Source organism: Vreelandella sp. GE22, assembly GCF_968212445.1.
The window spans coordinates 1,106,315-1,123,055 of the sequence record NZ_OZ309110.1 but is presented as its reverse complement, the minus strand read 5'-3'; the positions used below and the strand labels follow the sequence as shown (position 1 = coordinate 1,123,055).

13 protein-coding genes are annotated in these 16,741 nt (G+C 58.6%); 5 read left to right on the top strand and 8 right to left on the bottom strand.

All coding sequences use genetic code 11. From position 1 onward, the window contains the following. Position 1: 1 nt before the first annotated feature. The 5 genes from ACWHRL_RS05280 to ACWHRL_RS05260 form a co-directional block, all read right to left on the bottom strand. On the bottom strand, positions 2 to 1,465 hold the full coding sequence (locus ACWHRL_RS05280) for a sodium-dependent transporter (RefSeq protein WP_447895528.1): 1,464 nt from the start codon (positions 1,463 to 1,465) through the stop codon (positions 2 to 4). A gap of 197 nt (positions 1,466 to 1,662) precedes the next feature. Beyond that, entirely contained in the window at positions 1,663 to 2,007 is a 345-nt protein-coding gene (locus tag ACWHRL_RS05275) for an AtuA-related protein (RefSeq protein ID WP_447528207.1), read from the bottom strand. After that, entirely contained in the window at positions 1,994 to 3,394 is a 1,401-nt protein-coding gene (locus tag ACWHRL_RS05270; RefSeq protein WP_447895527.1) for an acyclic terpene utilization AtuA family protein, read from the bottom strand. The genes ACWHRL_RS05275 and ACWHRL_RS05270 overlap by 14 nt, the downstream gene beginning before the upstream one ends. 10 nt (positions 3,395 to 3,404) lie before the next feature. Next, positions 3,405 to 5,300: a TRAP transporter permease gene (locus ACWHRL_RS05265; RefSeq protein ID WP_447895526.1), complete on the bottom strand. Its 1,896-nt coding sequence runs from the start codon at positions 5,298 to 5,300 to the stop codon at positions 3,405 to 3,407. 22 nt (positions 5,301 to 5,322) lie between these two features. After that, positions 5,323 to 6,288: a TAXI family TRAP transporter solute-binding subunit gene (locus tag ACWHRL_RS05260; protein ID WP_447528204.1), complete on the bottom strand. Its 966-nt coding sequence runs from the start codon at positions 6,286 to 6,288 to the stop codon at positions 5,323 to 5,325. A 348-nt stretch (positions 6,289 to 6,636) separates the two neighbouring features. On the opposite strand from ACWHRL_RS05260, the gene ACWHRL_RS05255 reads away from it, so the two are divergent. The 4 genes from ACWHRL_RS05255 (at position 6,637) to luxS (ending at position 12,332) form a co-directional block, all read left to right on the top strand. Beyond that, positions 6,637 to 7,530 (top strand): LysR substrate-binding domain-containing protein, encoded by an 894-nt coding sequence (locus ACWHRL_RS05255; RefSeq protein ID WP_447895525.1) that lies wholly within the window; start codon positions 6,637 to 6,639, stop codon positions 7,528 to 7,530. A 74-nt stretch (positions 7,531 to 7,604) separates the two neighbouring features. Beyond that, positions 7,605 to 8,882: a M20/M25/M40 family metallo-hydrolase gene (locus ACWHRL_RS05250; RefSeq protein ID WP_447895524.1), complete on the top strand. Its 1,278-nt coding sequence runs from the start codon at positions 7,605 to 7,607 to the stop codon at positions 8,880 to 8,882. A 280-nt stretch (positions 8,883 to 9,162) separates the two neighbouring features. Then, entirely contained in the window at positions 9,163 to 10,617 is a 1,455-nt protein-coding gene (locus ACWHRL_RS05245) for an SLC13 family permease (RefSeq protein WP_447528201.1), read from the top strand. A 1,190-nt stretch (positions 10,618 to 11,807) separates the two neighbouring features. Further along, positions 11,808 to 12,332: an S-ribosylhomocysteine lyase gene (luxS, locus tag ACWHRL_RS05240; protein WP_447528200.1), complete on the top strand. Its 525-nt coding sequence runs from the start codon at positions 11,808 to 11,810 to the stop codon at positions 12,330 to 12,332. 88 nt (positions 12,333 to 12,420) lie between these two features. Here luxS and ACWHRL_RS05235 read toward each other — a convergent pair whose 3' ends face one another. From ACWHRL_RS05235 to dcm, 3 genes are all read right to left on the bottom strand, one after another. Continuing rightward, on the bottom strand, positions 12,421 to 12,693 hold the full coding sequence (locus tag ACWHRL_RS05235) for a hypothetical protein (RefSeq protein WP_447895523.1): 273 nt from the start codon (positions 12,691 to 12,693) through the stop codon (positions 12,421 to 12,423). A gap of 185 nt (positions 12,694 to 12,878) precedes the next feature. Further along, positions 12,879 to 13,337, bottom strand: coding sequence for a very short patch repair endonuclease (locus ACWHRL_RS05230; RefSeq protein WP_447895522.1), 459 nt, complete (start codon positions 13,335 to 13,337; stop codon positions 12,879 to 12,881). 75 nt (positions 13,338 to 13,412) lie between these two features. Further along, complete coding sequence (dcm, locus tag ACWHRL_RS05225; protein ID WP_447895521.1) at positions 13,413 to 14,843, bottom strand: DNA (cytosine-5-)-methyltransferase; 1,431 nt, start codon at positions 14,841 to 14,843, stop codon at positions 13,413 to 13,415. A gap of 273 nt (positions 14,844 to 15,116) precedes the next feature. On the opposite strand from dcm, the gene ACWHRL_RS05220 reads away from it, so the two are divergent. Next, positions 15,117 to 16,325 carry an MFS transporter gene (locus tag ACWHRL_RS05220; protein ID WP_447895520.1) on the top strand — a complete coding sequence of 403 codons (1,209 nt, stop codon included), beginning with the start codon at positions 15,117 to 15,119 and terminating at the stop codon, positions 16,323 to 16,325. The last annotated feature ends 416 nt before the right edge of the window (positions 16,326 to 16,741 follow it).

Below are 16,741 nucleotides of genomic sequence, written 5' to 3'. Positions count from 1 at the left end.
ATTAGCGCGCTTTAAGCGCTTGGCGAAGCCGCGGGCTTAAAAGCTCGCCCAGAACGATCATCACCAGCAAAATGGCCAACAGCCACGGCCAGTGCTGGGCGAACGTGACGCTATAAAGCGCTAGCTGGTCGGCAAAGATCACGAGTATGCCCAGCGGGCTTACGTAGCGCGCCATCAAAAGCCACAGCGCGTAGAGGCGCGGGTTCAAACCAAGCTCTTCGCGCATGACGGTATTTTTGAGTAAGAAACCCGCAATGAGGACGGTGCCCAGCCCGCCCAGCGGCATCATCCACCGCGAAGTCAGGTAATCCAGCCAGTCGAAGAAGGTTCTTCCCGCCAGCGTCCAGTCCGCGCCCAGGTTGAACGAGAGCATCGCCGCGGTGCTGATCAGCCAAAGCACGATACCGGTACTCACCGCCGCCGATAAGCGCGAGAAGCCCTTGTTATCGCAAAGCCAGGAAATGGTGGCCTCCACCATCGAGATCGACGAGGTGAGCGCGGCCATGGAAAGCATCATGAAAAATAGCGCTCCGAACAGCGTCCCCAATGGCATTGCTTGAAAGGCGATGGGCAGGCTCATGAAAATCAGCCCCGGCCCGCCGGCCGGGTCCATACCGTTGGCAAAAATCACCGGGAAGATGGCAAGCCCCGCCATGAGTGCCACGACAGTGTCCGCCAGCGCCACGCTCACCGTGGTGCGGCTGATGGAGGCGGTTTTGGGCAGATAGCTGCCGTAGGTCAAAATGGCGCCGGCGGCCAGCGAGAGCGTGAAGAACGCGTGGCCCAGCGCCGCCAACATCGCGTCGCTGGAGAGGCTGCCGGCGTTGAACGAGAACAAAAACGCTAAGGCCTCATTAAAGCCGCCGGAGAAGGCGCCAAACCCGATCAATATCAGCAGCATGATCACCAGCCCCGGCATCATCCAGCGCACGTTCTTTTCGATGCCCTCCTGAACCCCGTTACCGACGATCACCATGGTGGCAATCGTTACCAGCGTGCTCCAAAAGCCAAGATTCCATGGGTTCTCGTTGTTGGCGTCGAACACCGCTGCCAGCGCCTCGACGCTTTCCCCGTTCAACCCACCGGAGAGCGTTTTCCAGAGATACGAGAACGACCAGCCCGCGACGACCACGTAAAACGACAGGATCATGAAGCCGCACAGCATGGACATCCAGCCAAAAAGCGACCAGAACGACGAGCGCCCGGACTCGTTCACCACCCGGCGAAAGGCATCGACGGGGCTCCCCTGGCCGCGCCGCCCAAAGGCGATCTCGGCCATCATCACCGGCACACCGACCGCCAAAATACAGACCAGATAGACCAGCACGAAAACACCACCGCCGTATTCGCCGGTCATGTAGGGGAACTTCCAGATATTGCCAAGCCCGACCGCCGAGCCGGTCGCGGCGAGCATAAAGCCCCAACGGCCTAACCACTGCGCGCGCGGTTGATCAGAAGACGCCATGCCTTTTCATCCTGTCCATGAAAAAAAGGCGTTATCCTGGAGGATTTTCCGTTAAAAGCCCAGGACTTTTACCGGCCGGAGCCTGGGGGCCTGGGCGTTCAGCCGTTGGGCGCTAGTCGCCTGGCGCTTTAAAACCACCGGCATCACCTCGCCAGGGGTTTCGCGCCATCAGGGCCATACGAGGTACCGGGTTAGCGCTAAAGCTCCACGCCCAGCAGCAGATAAGAGAGCGTCTTGCCGTGGCCGTCCAAGTTCAAGGCGCCGTTGACGCCGCCCTGAAGCACATCGTCGATGACGAAGTTCATACCCGCCAGGTTCGGCAGCAAGTAACGCTGGACACGGCTGGCGCCGCGATGAGCAAAGAGCGCGAGCACCCGCGCCTCGGTAAGCGCCTCGACCAGCCGCGCATAATCCGCCGACTGGTAGGCAAAAAGCGCGATGTTGAGCCGCTCGCCCTTGTCCCCGGCCCGGGCGTGCGCCAGTTGGTGAAGGGGCACGGTGTCGAGGCGTTGCGCCTGGCGCGTCTGGTCAGCTTGCAGCATGGGCGACACCTTCTTGATGGTGAGATTGAAACAGCTCGGCGTAGTCGTTGATATCGCTACGTTTGACCAGATAAGAGGCGGTGAATACCCGGCGTTGGAACTGACGCCGGACGCCGCCGCCCCCCGCCGGGCCGGCGCAATAAAGCGCCAGCAGCTCTTGGGTGGCGCGCGCCACCCAGCGCCGTTCGGCGTGCTCCGCGGCCAGGCGAAGGCGGTAGTCGCCACTTGAAGAGGCAGGGGCCGCCAGACGCTGCAAGGCGCCATCGTCGCTGTCGAACACGCTCGTAAAGCCGATGATATCGAAGCGGGTACGAAGCTCCGCCGGCGCGCGAAACGCCAGGCGCTCGCGCAGCGTTTGAGCGGCTAGCTGGGCCCTGCCCAGCGCATTGGGCCCGGCGTAGGAGATCTCGGCTTCGCCCTGCCAGCCGCCTTCGTAGCACACGGTGGTTTTCAAACGCTCCGGGGCGGGCTTGCCGCGAATGCCGCTGACCGCCACCCGATCCGGGCCGACCTGACGAACCGTGGCGTTGGAAAGATCGACCACCACGTCCGGGGTCAAGTAATTCGCCGGGTCGTGGACTTCGTAAAGCAGCTGCTCCTTGACGGTCTGCTCGGTGACGCAGCCGCCGCTGCCCTCGGGCTTAGTGATCAGCAGGTGGCCATCTTCTTCCACCTCGATGATGGGATAACCCACCGTGGCAAGCCCGGGCACCTCCTTAACGCCGGGGTCGGCAAAGTAGCCGCCGCTGACCTGGGCGCCGCACTCGGCCAGGTGGCCGGCCATCATGCCGCAGGCCAGCCGGTCCCAGTCGTCCCAGCGCCATTGAAAGTGGTGCATTAACGGTGCCAGGAAAAGCGCCGGGTCCGCGACGCGCCCGGTCACGACGATGTCTGCCTCCAGCGCCAGCGCCTCCACCAGCGCCCTGGCGCCCAAGTAGACGTTCGCGGAAATGAGCGCGCTCTGCTCGGGCAGCGCTTGACGTTCGGCCTCCCACTGGGTCAGGTCGAGCGCGTGCAGCCGATCGCGAATGTCGTCGCCATACACCTGGGCAATCGCGATATCCGGACAGCCCGCCTCCAGTGCCAAGCGGCGGACCAGCTCGCACGCCCCTTTGGGGTTCGCCGCGCCGAAGTTGCCCAGTATCTTGATACCGTGCTCCGCGCAGTCACGTAGAACCGGCGGCAAAAACTCCTCGATCAAAGGCTCGAACCCCTGGGCCGGGTCTTCACGCATAGCCCGGTGCGCCGCCGCCAGCGTGCGCTCGCCCAGGGTTTCAAAGGCCAGCGCCGCCGGCTGTTGGCGCTTGATCAGCTCCGCTACTACCGCTTCGGCTGCATCGGTACGGTCACCCGAGAACCCTGCGCCACTTCCCAGTAGAAAACTCATGATGTGCTCCTTAAACGGTCGAGGCCGGCGGTGTTGGCGCCGCAGATGCGGTGGAGGACGCCAGCAGCCGGCGCCGACGCACAAAGAGCGCCACGATGATCACCAACGCACTGAGCGTGGTCAGCCACCCGGGTATCAACGCAAGGCCGATCACCAACACCAGCGCCAGCGGGTCCACCACGCGGTGGCCGGTCATCGCCACGCGCGACATGAGCGCGGCGAAGGCCACCACGAAGACCACGCCCTGAGAGCTTGCCAACGCAATGTCCCAGGCCGAGCCAAAGCCCGCTAGCGCCGGGTAGATCAGCAGCAGAAAGGGGATGACGTAGATCGCGGCGGCCAGGCGCACCGCTTCGACCGCCGCGGGCAGCCAGTTGGTCCCGGCAATGCCCGAGGCGACGAACACCGCGATACACACCGGCGGCGTAATGACCGAAAGCGTGGCGAAGTAGAAAACGAACAGGTGCGCGATGAGCGGCTCGACACCGATGGTGGTCAAGGCCGGCGCCAGCACCGAGGCCACCAGCACGTAGGCGGCGGTGGTGGGAATACCCATCCCCAGAATCAAGCACACCCCGCCCACGATCAGCGCCACGAGAAAGAGCGATTCGCCGCCAACATTGACGATCAAGCTGGCAAGCGTCACGCCGATACCGGTCATGCCGATCATGGCGACCAGAATCTGCGCGCCGGCAAGCAACACCCCGATGATCACCATGCCCTTGCCCGCATCGACCAGCCCGCCCAGAAGCTTGCCGGCAATCTCTTTGAGCGGCATCCGGGCGATCAACGCAAAAGGCACGAAGGTCAGTACCGTCATCAGAATGCCGTAGAACGCCGACATTTGAATGGAGCGCCCGCTCAGCACCCCGTAGAAGAGCCCGCCCAGCGCCGCCAGGATGGGAATGATGCGCTCCATACGCAGTATGTCGGACCAGGGCGGCAGCTCGTCCTCCGGCACCACTTTGAGCTCACGCCGCTTGGCTACCAGATGAATCGTCAAGAACACACCCAAGTAGAAAAGCACCGCCGGCAATAGCGCCGCCAACGCGATGCGCAGATAACTCTCGCCGATGATCTCGGACATGATGAACGCTGCCGCGCCCAGAATGGGTGGGGCAATCTGCCCACCGGTCGAGGCCACCGCCTCCACGCCCGCGGCGAAGGGGCGCGGATAATCGAGCCGCTTCATCATCGGAATGGTGAAGTTACCGGTGGTCGCCACGTTGGCCACGGCGCTGCCGCTCACCATGCCAAAAAGCCCCGAGGCAACGGTCGCCACCTTGGCGGCTCCGCCCGGCGAGCGCCCGCTGATGCGCAGCGCCAGATCCATGAAGGTATTACCGCCGCCGGTATGCAACAGCAGACAGCCAAAGAGTACGAACGCGGCAATGGTCGTGGCGGCCACGCCGACCAGCATGCCCCACACGCCTAGATCGCCCAGATAGATGGTCTCGGTCATGTAGTAGAGATCGAAGCCGCGATGCCCCATCGGCCCCGGGATATAGGCGCCGAACCACGCGTAGGCGAGCCCGGCGAGCACCAGCAGGGGAAATATCCAGCCGATCGCCCGGCGCGAAAGCTCCAGAATGGCGATGAGCAGCACCCCGGTTAGCGCCATGTCGCGCGGCGAGGCCCAAGGCAGCTCAACGAGTATCTGTTCGTGATTGAGGGCCACGTAGCCGCAGGCCAGCACCACGCCAATGGCAATTAGCGCATCGATCACAAGCCCCGCCGGTCGCCAGCGCTTGCCATCCCCCAACGGGTAGACGGCAAGCCCCAGCAGGATGACCAGCGCAAGAAAGATACTGCGTTGAACCAGGCTCTCGAAGGGGCCGGTGGCGGACGTAAAGAGGATCAAGCCCCCAAGCGAGAGGGCTAATCCTTTAACAAGAGCATCGCGCATGAACATCCTCCCCGGTTAGGCGTTACTGCACGGGCTGCAAGGCATCGGGAATATCAAACCCCTGCTCTTCGAAATAGCGCGCCGCCCCCGCGTGAAGCGGGACCGTACCGACCTCCAGGGTCATTTGCGCAATGTCCGCATCGCGCATGGCGGAGAATGCGTTCACCTGAGGCTCCGGGTTCTCCATCACCGCCTTGACGATCTGATAAGCGGTCTCTTCATCCATATCGGGATGCGCGTGTACGGCTACGCCGAACGCCCAAGTGGTGTAGCCGGGGATACCGTCAGCGGCGCCCTCGGGCACGTCGACGATGGCGATGTCGGGCATCTCGTCGCGCAGCGTTTGCGCCTGCTCGTCATCGAGGGAGAGCACGCTGATCGGTGTGAAGGTCGCGATGTCCATGGACGAGCCATCCAGGCGATCACCCACGCCGGATTTGACCGAGCCCATCACGCGACCATCCTTCATGGAATCGACGATGTCGGTGGTGGAGCCCCGCACGTAATCCGGCGTTATACCTAACGCCTCCATAACGGCCTCGGTGGTATTTTCGGTGGCGGAGCCGGTGATCCCCGGGTTGAAGCGGACGCCGTCCAGCTCACCAAATGACGTTACATCGGCATCTTCGCGCATGACCGCGTTTTGCGGCGATACGGTGTACACCCATAGCAGACGGTTATCGACGGGACGACCTTCGAAATCCTGCTCGCCGGCGTAGGCTTGATAACCGATATTGGTGGTCACCAGCCCCATATCGATCTGGTTACGCCCCAGGCGGCGAAGGTTATCTACCGCGGCGCCGGTTTCCGCCACCGAGGAGCTGATGCCGTCGATCTGGTTGTTGATGATCTGGTTGACGGCGACGAAATAGCTGTAGTGGCTGGACGAACTGGAAGTCGAGCCTATCAAGAGGCGTTCGTTGGCGTGGCTGGTGGTGGCAGCGAGCAAAGCGGTGCCTGCGACGACGGCGGTCAGTAGCGTTTTCATGTCAGCTCCCAGGCCCGTATGAATGAGCCTTTCTTGTTATCAGACGAAGGTATAAGTCCTTACATAACAACGCTTTTTTAAAGCGATGCTTAACGATGGGAGGCAGACATGATTTTGTATATTAAATTGTTTTTATCTTTTGTTTAATTATTTAAAACATCATGAAAAGACTTTCTAACCCGTTATGTGTGAAGGATTATTGGCGCCAACGAGTGTCTCGCCAGAGAATTAAAGATACTTTACATAAACTAAAGTATAGGCATTGAGGGTATGCAAAAGCCCCGCGCCCCTCCCCTTTAGCTCTCTTTAATACATTGAAAGGCATTCGATGTGTGTTTTAATTTTTAAATGACTACCAGCATCAAGCAACTGCAAGTGTTCGTGGCGGTGGCCCAATCGCGTAGCTTCGCCGAGGCCAGCGAACGTGTACACCTTTCCCAGCCCGCGATTTCCATCGCGCTGCGTAAACTCGAGGAGAACGTGGGCGGGGCGCTGTTTGCCCGTACCAGCCGCCAGCTGGCGCTGACGCCGGAGGGCGAGGCCTTTCTGCCAATCGCTCTGCGCCTACTTGGCGACTGGAACGAGGCATTCGAAGACCTGAGCCAGCACTTTTCGAAGCAGCGAGGCAAAGTGGCGGTCGCGGCCCTTCCTACTCTTGCCGCAGGGCTATTTCCCAAAGTCGTCAAACGCTTTCACGAACGCTATCCGCGTATTAACTTGAACCTACATGACGTACTGGCGGATCAGATCAATCAGATGGTCCGAGAGGGCCGTGCGGACTTTGGCCTTTCCGTCAATCCCCAGGACTCGGACGACTTAACGTTTGAACCTATTCTGGTGGATCACTATATGGCGGTCTTTCCCGTCGGCCACCCGCTTGGAAGACAGCAACGTATCGAATGGGCGCAGTTGGGTAGCTATCCTTTTATAGGGATCAACCGACTTTCCAGCTCCCGTCAGGATATCGACCGCACAATGGAAGCGGTCAACGTGAAGCTCGATATACTCTGCGATGCAAGCCAGATTGCCACCGTGGGGAGAATGGTTGCCGCTGGGCTAGGCATTAGCGTGCTGCCCGCCTTGAGTTTTCGCCAAATAGCCGTGGAAGGCATCGATTACCGCCCTTTACACAATCCAGAGACACCGCGTGAACTGGGTATCGTACTGAGCCGGCGCCATCCGCTTTCTAGCGCAGCTCGAACACTTTATGAAATGATTCACAGCGATGACGAGATCGCTTAAACGTGACCAGCTTACGTTTTCAACAGAATGTGCCAGACTAACTAGCCTGGTAACGACAGTATGGAGAGTATTACATGAGTGATAGCGCCAAACCCTGGACGCAGCCAATGCCCGACGCGCAGTTCGATGTGATGCGCGACATTATATCCGCACCCAGCCCGGTCGGTCTGGAAGGCGCCATGACCTACGGCGTACTGAAGCCCTACTTCGAGAGCTTTGCTCCCACGGACTGGAAACTCCACCAGTACCGGGGTAACGCCGGCGTAGTCCTGGATACGCATCCGGGCCGCGACGACATGTTCAAGGTGATGCTGGTAGGCCACGCCGATAAAATCCGCATGCAGGTGCGCTCGATCGGTGAAGACGGCAAGATCTGGATCAATACCGACTCCTTTTTGCCTACCGTGCTGATCGGCCACGAAGTGATTCTGTTCAGCGAAGACCCGGACGCCCCCGGCAGTTACCGCCGCTTGGAAGGCGGCACCGTCGAGGCGCTGGGTGCGATTCACTTTTCTGACCCCGGCGTTCGCAGCGGCGAAAAAGGCATCAAGAAAGAGCAGATCTACCTGGATTTACAGATCCACGGCGAGAACAAGAAGCAGCAGGTATTGAACCTGGGCGTGCGCCCGGGAGACTCGATCATCTTCAACCGTCCGATCAAGAAAGGCTTTAGCCCGGACACCTTCTACGGCGCCTACCTGGATAACGGCCTGGGCTGCTTCGTCACCGCGGAAGTGGCCAAACTCGTGGCCGAAGCCGGTGGCACGAACAACGTGCGCGTAATGTTTGCCATCGCAAGCTATGAAGAGATCGGCCGCTTTGGTAGCCGCGTACTGGCCGGTGATCTCAAGCCCGATGCGTTGATCGGCATCGACGTGAACCACGACTACGTGGCCGCCCCGGGCATTGGCGACAAGCGCATGCAGGCGCTCGAGATGGGCAAGGGCTTCACCATGTCCGTGGGTTCGATCGCAAGCGAGCAGCTCAACCGGATCATCGCTGAAGCCGCGCGCCAGCACGATATTCCCATGCAGCGCGATATCGTGGGTGTGGATACCGGCACCGACGGCATGGCAGGCGTGCTGGCGTCGATCGATAGCGCCGCGACCTCGATCGGCTTTTCCACGCGCAACATGCACACCATCTCGGAAACCGGCAACACCCAGGATGTGCTCGCCGCGATTCACGTGCTGGCCGAAGCCATCAAGTTGCTGGACAACGTCGACGATATCGAGCGGCTGTTTTACGACAACCACCCCCGGCTGGATCAGGCCGGCACGCTCGGCCATCAGGGCAGTGACAAACCCAAGGAAGACGACGAGAACGACGAAAAAAGCGACGCGAAGAAGTAGCTTTCCCGCCCCGGCCACTGGCCGGGGTTTTTATTTTACCCTTCCTTATATGGGTTGATGATCTGGTTTATTCACTCTCAGCGCCTATCCGCTGGATACTCGATTGGTTTTCCTGCCCACACCGAAGGTGCGAATAGCACCGTGTGCCTGACACCGGGCTGCCCTCCTGATTGCGACCAAAGTCGTAGCCTTGCCACCAACGTTCAATAGACCAAGGTGGTAGGATTGCCGCGTGAAAAACACCACCGTTTGAGCCACTTGATATTGTTTGGAGCCAGGTATGAGTGCGTTAACCCAAGAGTGGCGCCGCTGGGTGCCGCTGTTGGCGGGGCCGCTGCTGTTTGCGTTATTACAGTTTGCGATGCCCGCCACGCTGATCGATCCCATGCCACGCATCGTGCTGGGGCTGACGGTCTGGATGGCCGTTTGGTGGGTAACGGAGCCGGTGCCGATTCCGGTGACCTCCTTTTTGCCCATGGTTTTGCTACCGTTGACCGGTGTGATGGCGATGGACGAGGCGGTGGTGGGCTACGCCAACCCGGTCATCTACATGTACATGGGCGGCTTTATTCTGGCGATCGCCATCGAGCGCTGGAACCTGCACCGGCGCATCGCGCTTTCTATTGTCAACCGTATCGGCAATAGCCTGCGAAGCATCGTGCTGGGCGTGTTGATCGCCTCGGCGTTTCTCTCCATGTGGATCTCCAACGCTGCCACGGCGTTGATGATGCTGCCCATCGCCGTGGCCCTGCTGGGCGAGCTTGACGAGCGCGATCAATTCGAAAAGAACCAGCGCGACGCCTTTGCTCGGACGTTACTGCTCACGGTAGCTTACGCCGCCTCGATCGGCGGGCTGGCCACGATCATCGGCTCGGTGCCCAACGCCATCGTCGTGGCGATGATCCCGCAATTCTTCGATGTCGAAATCAGCTTCTTGCAGTGGATGATTTTCGCGCTACCGCTCACGTTATTGCTGCTGACCTTCTTGTACGTCTACCTCACACGGGTGTACTCGAAGGTGCCCAACACGCGTTTGGAGGTGAACTTCGTCGCCCAGGAGCTCGAGGCGCTTGGCCCGATCACCCGGGATGAAAAGCGCGTGCTGGGGGTATTCGTGCTGACCGCCCTTGCCTGGGCACTGCGCGGCTGGCTGGCGCCCTTTTTCGATCTACCGCTCAACGACACGCTCATCGCAATCATCGCCGCGATTTCCCTGTTCATCATTCCCGCCCACAGCGAAAAGCGCAGCCTGCTGATTTGGGACGACATGAAAAACCTCCCCTGGGGACTTTTCATTTTGTGGGGTGGGGGCATGTCGCTGGCGGCGGCGTTCAGCGCCAGCGACCTGACCGGCTGGATCAGCGAACAGCTTCAGTTGCTGGATGGCGTCAGCTACTTCTGGTTGCTGCTCTTCATGGTCCTTCTGATGCTCTTTTTGACCGAGATCATCTCGAACACCGCGACGGCGAACATGGCGATTCCCATTACCGCCGGGCTTGCCTCGGCGATTACCACCGGCAACCCGCTTGGGTTGATGGTGGCAGTGGCGCTAGCGACCACCTGCGCCTTCATGATGCCGATCTCGACCCCGCCCAATGCCGCGGTGTTCTCCAGCGGACGTATCACGATCAAGCAGATGGCCAAGGCGGGCTTTGCCATGAATATCGTGAGCGCCTTTGTCATTACCGTGTTCGTCTACTTCATCGTACCGCTGTTACTCCCCTCGCCCCTTTAAAAGCGTCGACCAAAAAAAGACCCGGCCTATTGGCCGGGTGCTAGTACGAGCACGTCCTCCCTAAAAGCTTTCGCAACGTCCACTGTTGCGCTTCCCTGGTGTCGCAGGCCTCCTGCCTGCCTCTCCTGGCACCATCCCGGTGCTATCGCCATCATGCCCACCCAATGTGTCACGCGTATGACCAAGTAAATACCTGTCCTCCCCAACCTGACACAATGGCCGTACGACTTAGCGCCCCTTATGCCAAGCCAAGGCCGGCTAGCTCGACCCCGCGCTTTCGAGGGCGCATAAAAAAGCCCCGGCCGTTAACGGCCGGGGCTTGATCGAATTCTCCCTAACTCTGCTACATAGACATCCTGTCTAAACATCCTTGTGCGCGTGAATGTCCGTATTCACCCTTCCTTCAAGCTTCTCCCTAAGCAGTGCGCACACAGTGAGGCCTATCCACTTTGAATGATCTATCCCAGGTTAACCAATTCAATAAACTGCCGGTTATTTGGATCACAGAGGAGATAAACCCTTGTGCAAGGGCGAATATTTCACTTTTCTTCTACCAGAATCATTTCGGTACTAGGCAGGTACAACAAAAATACAATTTTATCTTGTACACGTCTTGGCCTTGTTCTATAGTCTGTATTGTTCGCGGTAAGGAAACCGCTTCGCGAAGGATCGCTCGTTCAGGAAGAACGATATCATTCAAGGAGTGAACGTACTCAGGATGAGTACTTAGCGTTCAAGGACGAAAAAAGCTCAAGGTAGAGCGTTAAAGTCTCAAGGAAATGAGAAGCTCAGGAAGAGCAGGCAAAATACACGGATGGTCACCAGAGGCAACGAAAAAGCACCCTTTCAAAGGGTGCTTTTTCGTATGTATGGGTTGGGAGCGGCGGGCTGCCCACCGTATGCGCTCAATGGGAGCGACGGAAAATAACACAGCGCCTGTTAGGTCCTTATAGGTCCCCTTGGCAATGGTGGGCGTGCGCAAAGCGGCACTTTGCACTACTCTAAAGAAGTCTAACCACCTATCAGGAAAAGAAAATGCCTTCTACCACCGCCATCGTTGTTATCATCGTCGTTATTGCCGTACTGGGTATTGGTTTTAGCGGCGTGTTGCCTTTCTAAGCACCCATACTACTCAGACGGGCTCACGGGCGCCAGGCGCCCGGCTTTCCATTGATGACACAGGAGCTCCCATGCCCTTACTCGATAGCTTTACCGTCGACCATACGATTATGAACGCCCCGGCGGTTCGCGTAGCGAAAACCATGAACTCCCCCTCCGGCGACACGATCACCGTGTTCGATCTGCGCTTTAACAAGCCCAACGCCGAGATGATGGGAGAAAAGGGCATTCATACGCTGGAGCACCTGTTTGCCGGCTTCATGCGCAGCCACTTGAATGGTGACGGCGTCGAGATTATCGATATCTCCCCCATGGGTTGCCGTACGGGGTTCTACATGAGCCTTTTAGGTAGCCCTTCGGAAGAAAAGGTCAGCAATGCCTGGCTTGCCTCCATGCACGACGTACTCAATCTCGAGCGCATGGACGAAATTCCCGAACTCAACGAGTACCAGTGCGGCACTTACACCATGCACTCCCTCGACGACGCTAAAAGCATCGCCCAGGACATCGTCGATAAGGGCATTGGCGTCAACAAAAACGACGATATCGCGTTAAGCGCCGAGCGCCTGGCGGAACTGGGCAACGATGTAAAATAGGTAGCCCCGTGCCAGTAAAAAGCCCCGCGATTGCGGGGCTTTTTTATGCGGTGCCGAAATGAACGGCCCGCTTGACCTCAACACAAAATTAGAGCTGCGCGTCGAGCCACTTCTTCACTGCGAACTGATCCTGGGAGCCTGCGGGCAGCTCGTCGCGAATCAGCTCTTCACCCTTATGCAGCGCCGTGATGGGCGCCGATGCAGAAAGCACCATGTTCAGCATATAAAGCACTTCGTTACCCTGCTTGGGGTCGAACGAGGTGCTCTCTTCCGGCTCACCGCTGACCCGCGGGTCGTTAACGGGGATATCGTCCCATTGATAGTGGTCCAGGCTCAGGTTGATACGCTGAAAGTCCGCCATTTTATACCTCGATCATCCAATGAATGTTTTTGCTCCATTACAACCGGCCGCTTTTCATGGGCCGCGTTGTCAACCAGCTGTATTAGCGTAGCAAAGATATGAGATTTCGCGCGGTAAAACCCGACGTTTCGATGCCTGAAGACAGGCGCAGCAAGGCTTTGGCCGGCAAACCATAGCGTGGTTATTCAATCCCTGACCCGCGGCGGCTTCTCGGGCCACTCATTCAGCGAAATTTCGCCCTCGATGGCGTCGATCACTTCATCGAATTGCTCCGCGCAGTGTTTGAACCCGCACTCCCAGACCACGATGACCCGCCAGCCCAGGGCCTCGAGCTCAGCGCGTTTACGCGCGTCGCGCTCCACGGTCTCGCCCAGCTTTTGCTGCCAGAACGTTTTTTGACTCGCCGGCGTCGTCGCGTAAAAGCAGCCATCGTGCCTGTGCCAAAAACAGCCGTTCACGAACAGCGCCACCTGATAAAGCGGCAGTGCGAGATCCGGCTTGCCAGGCAGCTCTTTGGAGTGCGCCTCAAACGATATATAGCGCTTTTCGAGCTCGCTCTGAACGAACCGTTCCGGGGCGGTATTCTTGCCCTTGATGGAAGCCATCATTTTCGATCGCGTAAAACGATCAACAATGTCCGTCATGGCGCTGCTCGGCAGTGAGGTTTATGGAGTGACACGGGCGCTCGGTAAAAGTGCCCGAGGCGTCTCGATCAGTCTCTACGCTTTTTTGTTTTTATCTTGCTCAATTTCGACAGCGGCAAGAATTCGCGGCTCCATCAGCCTGGCCACGGCTTCGAACACCGGCACGACAACGGAGTTGCCAAACTGGCGGTAGGCCTGGGTATCCGACACGGGAATGACGAAGTGGCTATCACCGGGCTTATCAAAGCCCATCAGTCTGGCACACTCCTGAGGCGTCAAACGCCTGGGCCGATACTGCTGGTTGGCGTCGCTGTAGAAATCCAGGCCTTGATCGAAGCCGCGATCCACCAGAATTTCCGAGCCATCCTTGTGATAACGCGCGGAAAGAGTACGGGCTACATCGTGATGGCGGGTGAGGCCAAAGCCGAAGCCGTTACCCTTCTCCCGGTGCTTTTGCGCGTATTTATAAAGATACTCCCAAAGCTTCGGCGTCAGGATGTATTTGTCATCCACTTTTGCATCGAGAATCTCCCCAAAGGAAGGCGGCTTCTCCGGGTACATGTTGGCGATGTCTTTCAGGGTAAAGCCTTCATGCACGTTCAAATCGCGCCGAAAGCCCACCAGCACGATCCGCTCGCGGTGCTGCGGTATGAAGTGTTTGGCATCGATGACCTTCGGGTCGCGCCCCTTGGGTGCATCGACGTCGGCTACCTCGTAGCCCAGTTCGTCCAACGCCTCGCAAATCACCCGAAAGGTTTTGCCCTTGTCGTGGCTTTTGAGGTTTTTCACGTTCTCCAGCAGAAAAGCCGCGGGGCGCTTGGCCGCTAGAATCCGCGCCACATCGAAGAAAAGCGTGCCCTGGGCGTCGCACTCGAAACCGTGCTTGCGGCCCAACGAGTTCTTTTTCGATACCCCGGCTAGCGAAAACGGCTGGCAAGGAAATCCGGCCAATAACACGTCGTGGTCCGGCACCTGCTGGTCGATGTGCTGGTAAGCGGTGTCTTCATCGATCTCGAGGTTCGCACTCAGGGTGATCTCGCGAATATCCTCGTTGAAGCGGTGCTTTTGCGGGTCGCAGAAGTGGTTGGCCTTGTAGGTGCGAACGGCGTATTTGTTCCACTCGGAGGTCAGCACGCACTCGCCGCCAATCGCCTCGAAGCCTTTTCTGATCCCACCGATGCCGGCGAACAGATCGACGAAGCGAAATGCAGGCTTGAGATCGTTGACCTTGGGCGTGGGTAGCATAGCGATCATGCGACGGTAGGCGGCGTGGGTGACCCGGGGTTCGGCCTTGCCTTTCGCCCAGCGGTTGATGGTTTCCCGACACCAGCTGCCTTTATCGACTTCCGCCAGCGCTTCGGCGATGGTTCGCTGGTCGTAGATTTCCAGAAGCCTATCCAGAAGCGCCTTCTCGTCAAGCGCCTCATAGGGCGACGCACCGGCGCCCATAGGGGCCTGAGTAACGTGTGAATCGGTGTCGTTGTCGAAGTCGGAAAGCAGCGCCATGGTTTTTCTCTGGGTCAAGTGTGTGACGAGAGGTCACGATTGTAGACGCGCCATACGCTATCCGCGAGGCTTTTAAGGTAAAGCTGGCTAGCCTTCCGCCTTTTCCCGTTGGCGTATCAGGCTAAAAATTCGTTAGGAACCAGTGGTCCCAGCCAATTGGCCCAAGCCATTGTAAAACCTACCTTGGCGCCATAGGCTATTAAAACAGCATGCTCTTATGTGCCTCTCAATAAGACGCCCCTCTATCCAACAAAACGAACAGAAGAGCCCACCATGACTGAGTTGGCCACGCGCCATAGCTCGCGCAACACCCATGTATTGACGATTTTCACAGCGGTAACGAACGTTGGCGACGGGGTACTTAAAGTCGCGCTGCCCGTCATAGCCACCACCCTCACGCAATCTCCCCTGCTTGTATCACTAGTCGCCGTGTCGATGACGCTGCCCTGGCTATTGGCAGCGCTTCACGTGGGTGTGGTCGTCGACCGGATGGACCGGCGACGGCTGCTATGGGCTTCAAGCGTCGTTCGGTTGGGAATTCTGACCGGCCTATTGCTAGCCGCTCTCTACGGCTACCTGGGGCTGGCGGTGCTGCTAGCGGTAGGTTTATCGCTGGGTATGACGGATGTTTTCACCCAGCTCTCGGCCTTCGCCCTGGTGCCGGATGCCGTGGACAAAGCGGACCGCGAGCGGGCCAATGCATGGATGACGGGCGCCGAAACGGTATGCAACGAGTTTTTGGGTCCACTGATCGGCGGCGCTTTGATCACTGTCGGCACGATCTACGCGCTAATGGTCGGGCTAGGCAGCTATGCCAGTGCCGGTGTGGTCCTTTGCCTGTTAGTCGGCATCGCGAGCGTGCCTCATCGCCAAACAGCGAGACGAACATCGATGCATCAGCAGATCGCCGAAGGCATCGCTTATCTTTGGCATAACAAGGTGCTGCGCCTAATGGCACTGACACTACCGATCATGTCGGCGAGCTGGGCCGCCTGGTTCGCCCTGATGCCTCTTTATGCAAGCCAGGTCATGGAGATCGATCCCGGCACCTATGGCTTCATGGTCAGCGCCCTGGGCGTGGGCGGCATCATGGGCGCCATACTGGCACGGCCGCTGAATCGATTGCTGGGCCGAAAGCCGGTCATGGTACTCGATATCGTTGGCACCATTCTTCTCGTCGGAGTTCCAGCGCTCACCTCCCAGCTTTGGCTGATTTCCCTGGGCGCTTTCCTTGGCGGCCTTGGCGGCACTTTATGGGCCGTTAACTCTCGAACGATCAGCCAGCAACTGGTCCCGTCCCACCTCTTGGGCCGTTACAGCTCGGCGGCACGAATGCTTCAGTGGGGCGCCATGCCGCTGGGCTCTCTACTCGCCGGCGGGCTGGCCGAATATTTCTCTATCGAGTTTGCCCTGGGCGTGTTCTCGGTCGCATCCTTCTTGCTGATCCTGCCCTTCTGGACACTCTTTAGCTACCGGGAATAGTTTAAAGTCACTTCCAGCCTTCTTGGCTCGACCCTTTTAGCGCTTCCGTTACTAGCCAAGCGTGAGGTGTATGAAGCATTGGACAGTAAACAAGGGGTAACGTCGGGGTAACCTTCTCCCTGAAAACCGGAGAACTCTAATGACGCATGCACCGATTTTAGGGAATGGTTACAAGCGCAAGCTAAGGCTGTTTTCGGATCGACTCATTGCGCTGGCTTTAGAGCGACTGAGAGAGGGATCACCGACGCCGCAGTCAATATCCGATGCTCTTAGGACAGACTCTTTTTCGCGCTGTAAAAGACTCGGCTTTATGCATGACTGGAGGTAGCAGATATCCGTCACAAGTAACTATCTTTCCCATGGCTGTCTCAATAACTCCAGACAGCAAGAGCTTTCGCTCGTCGTAAAAACAAATA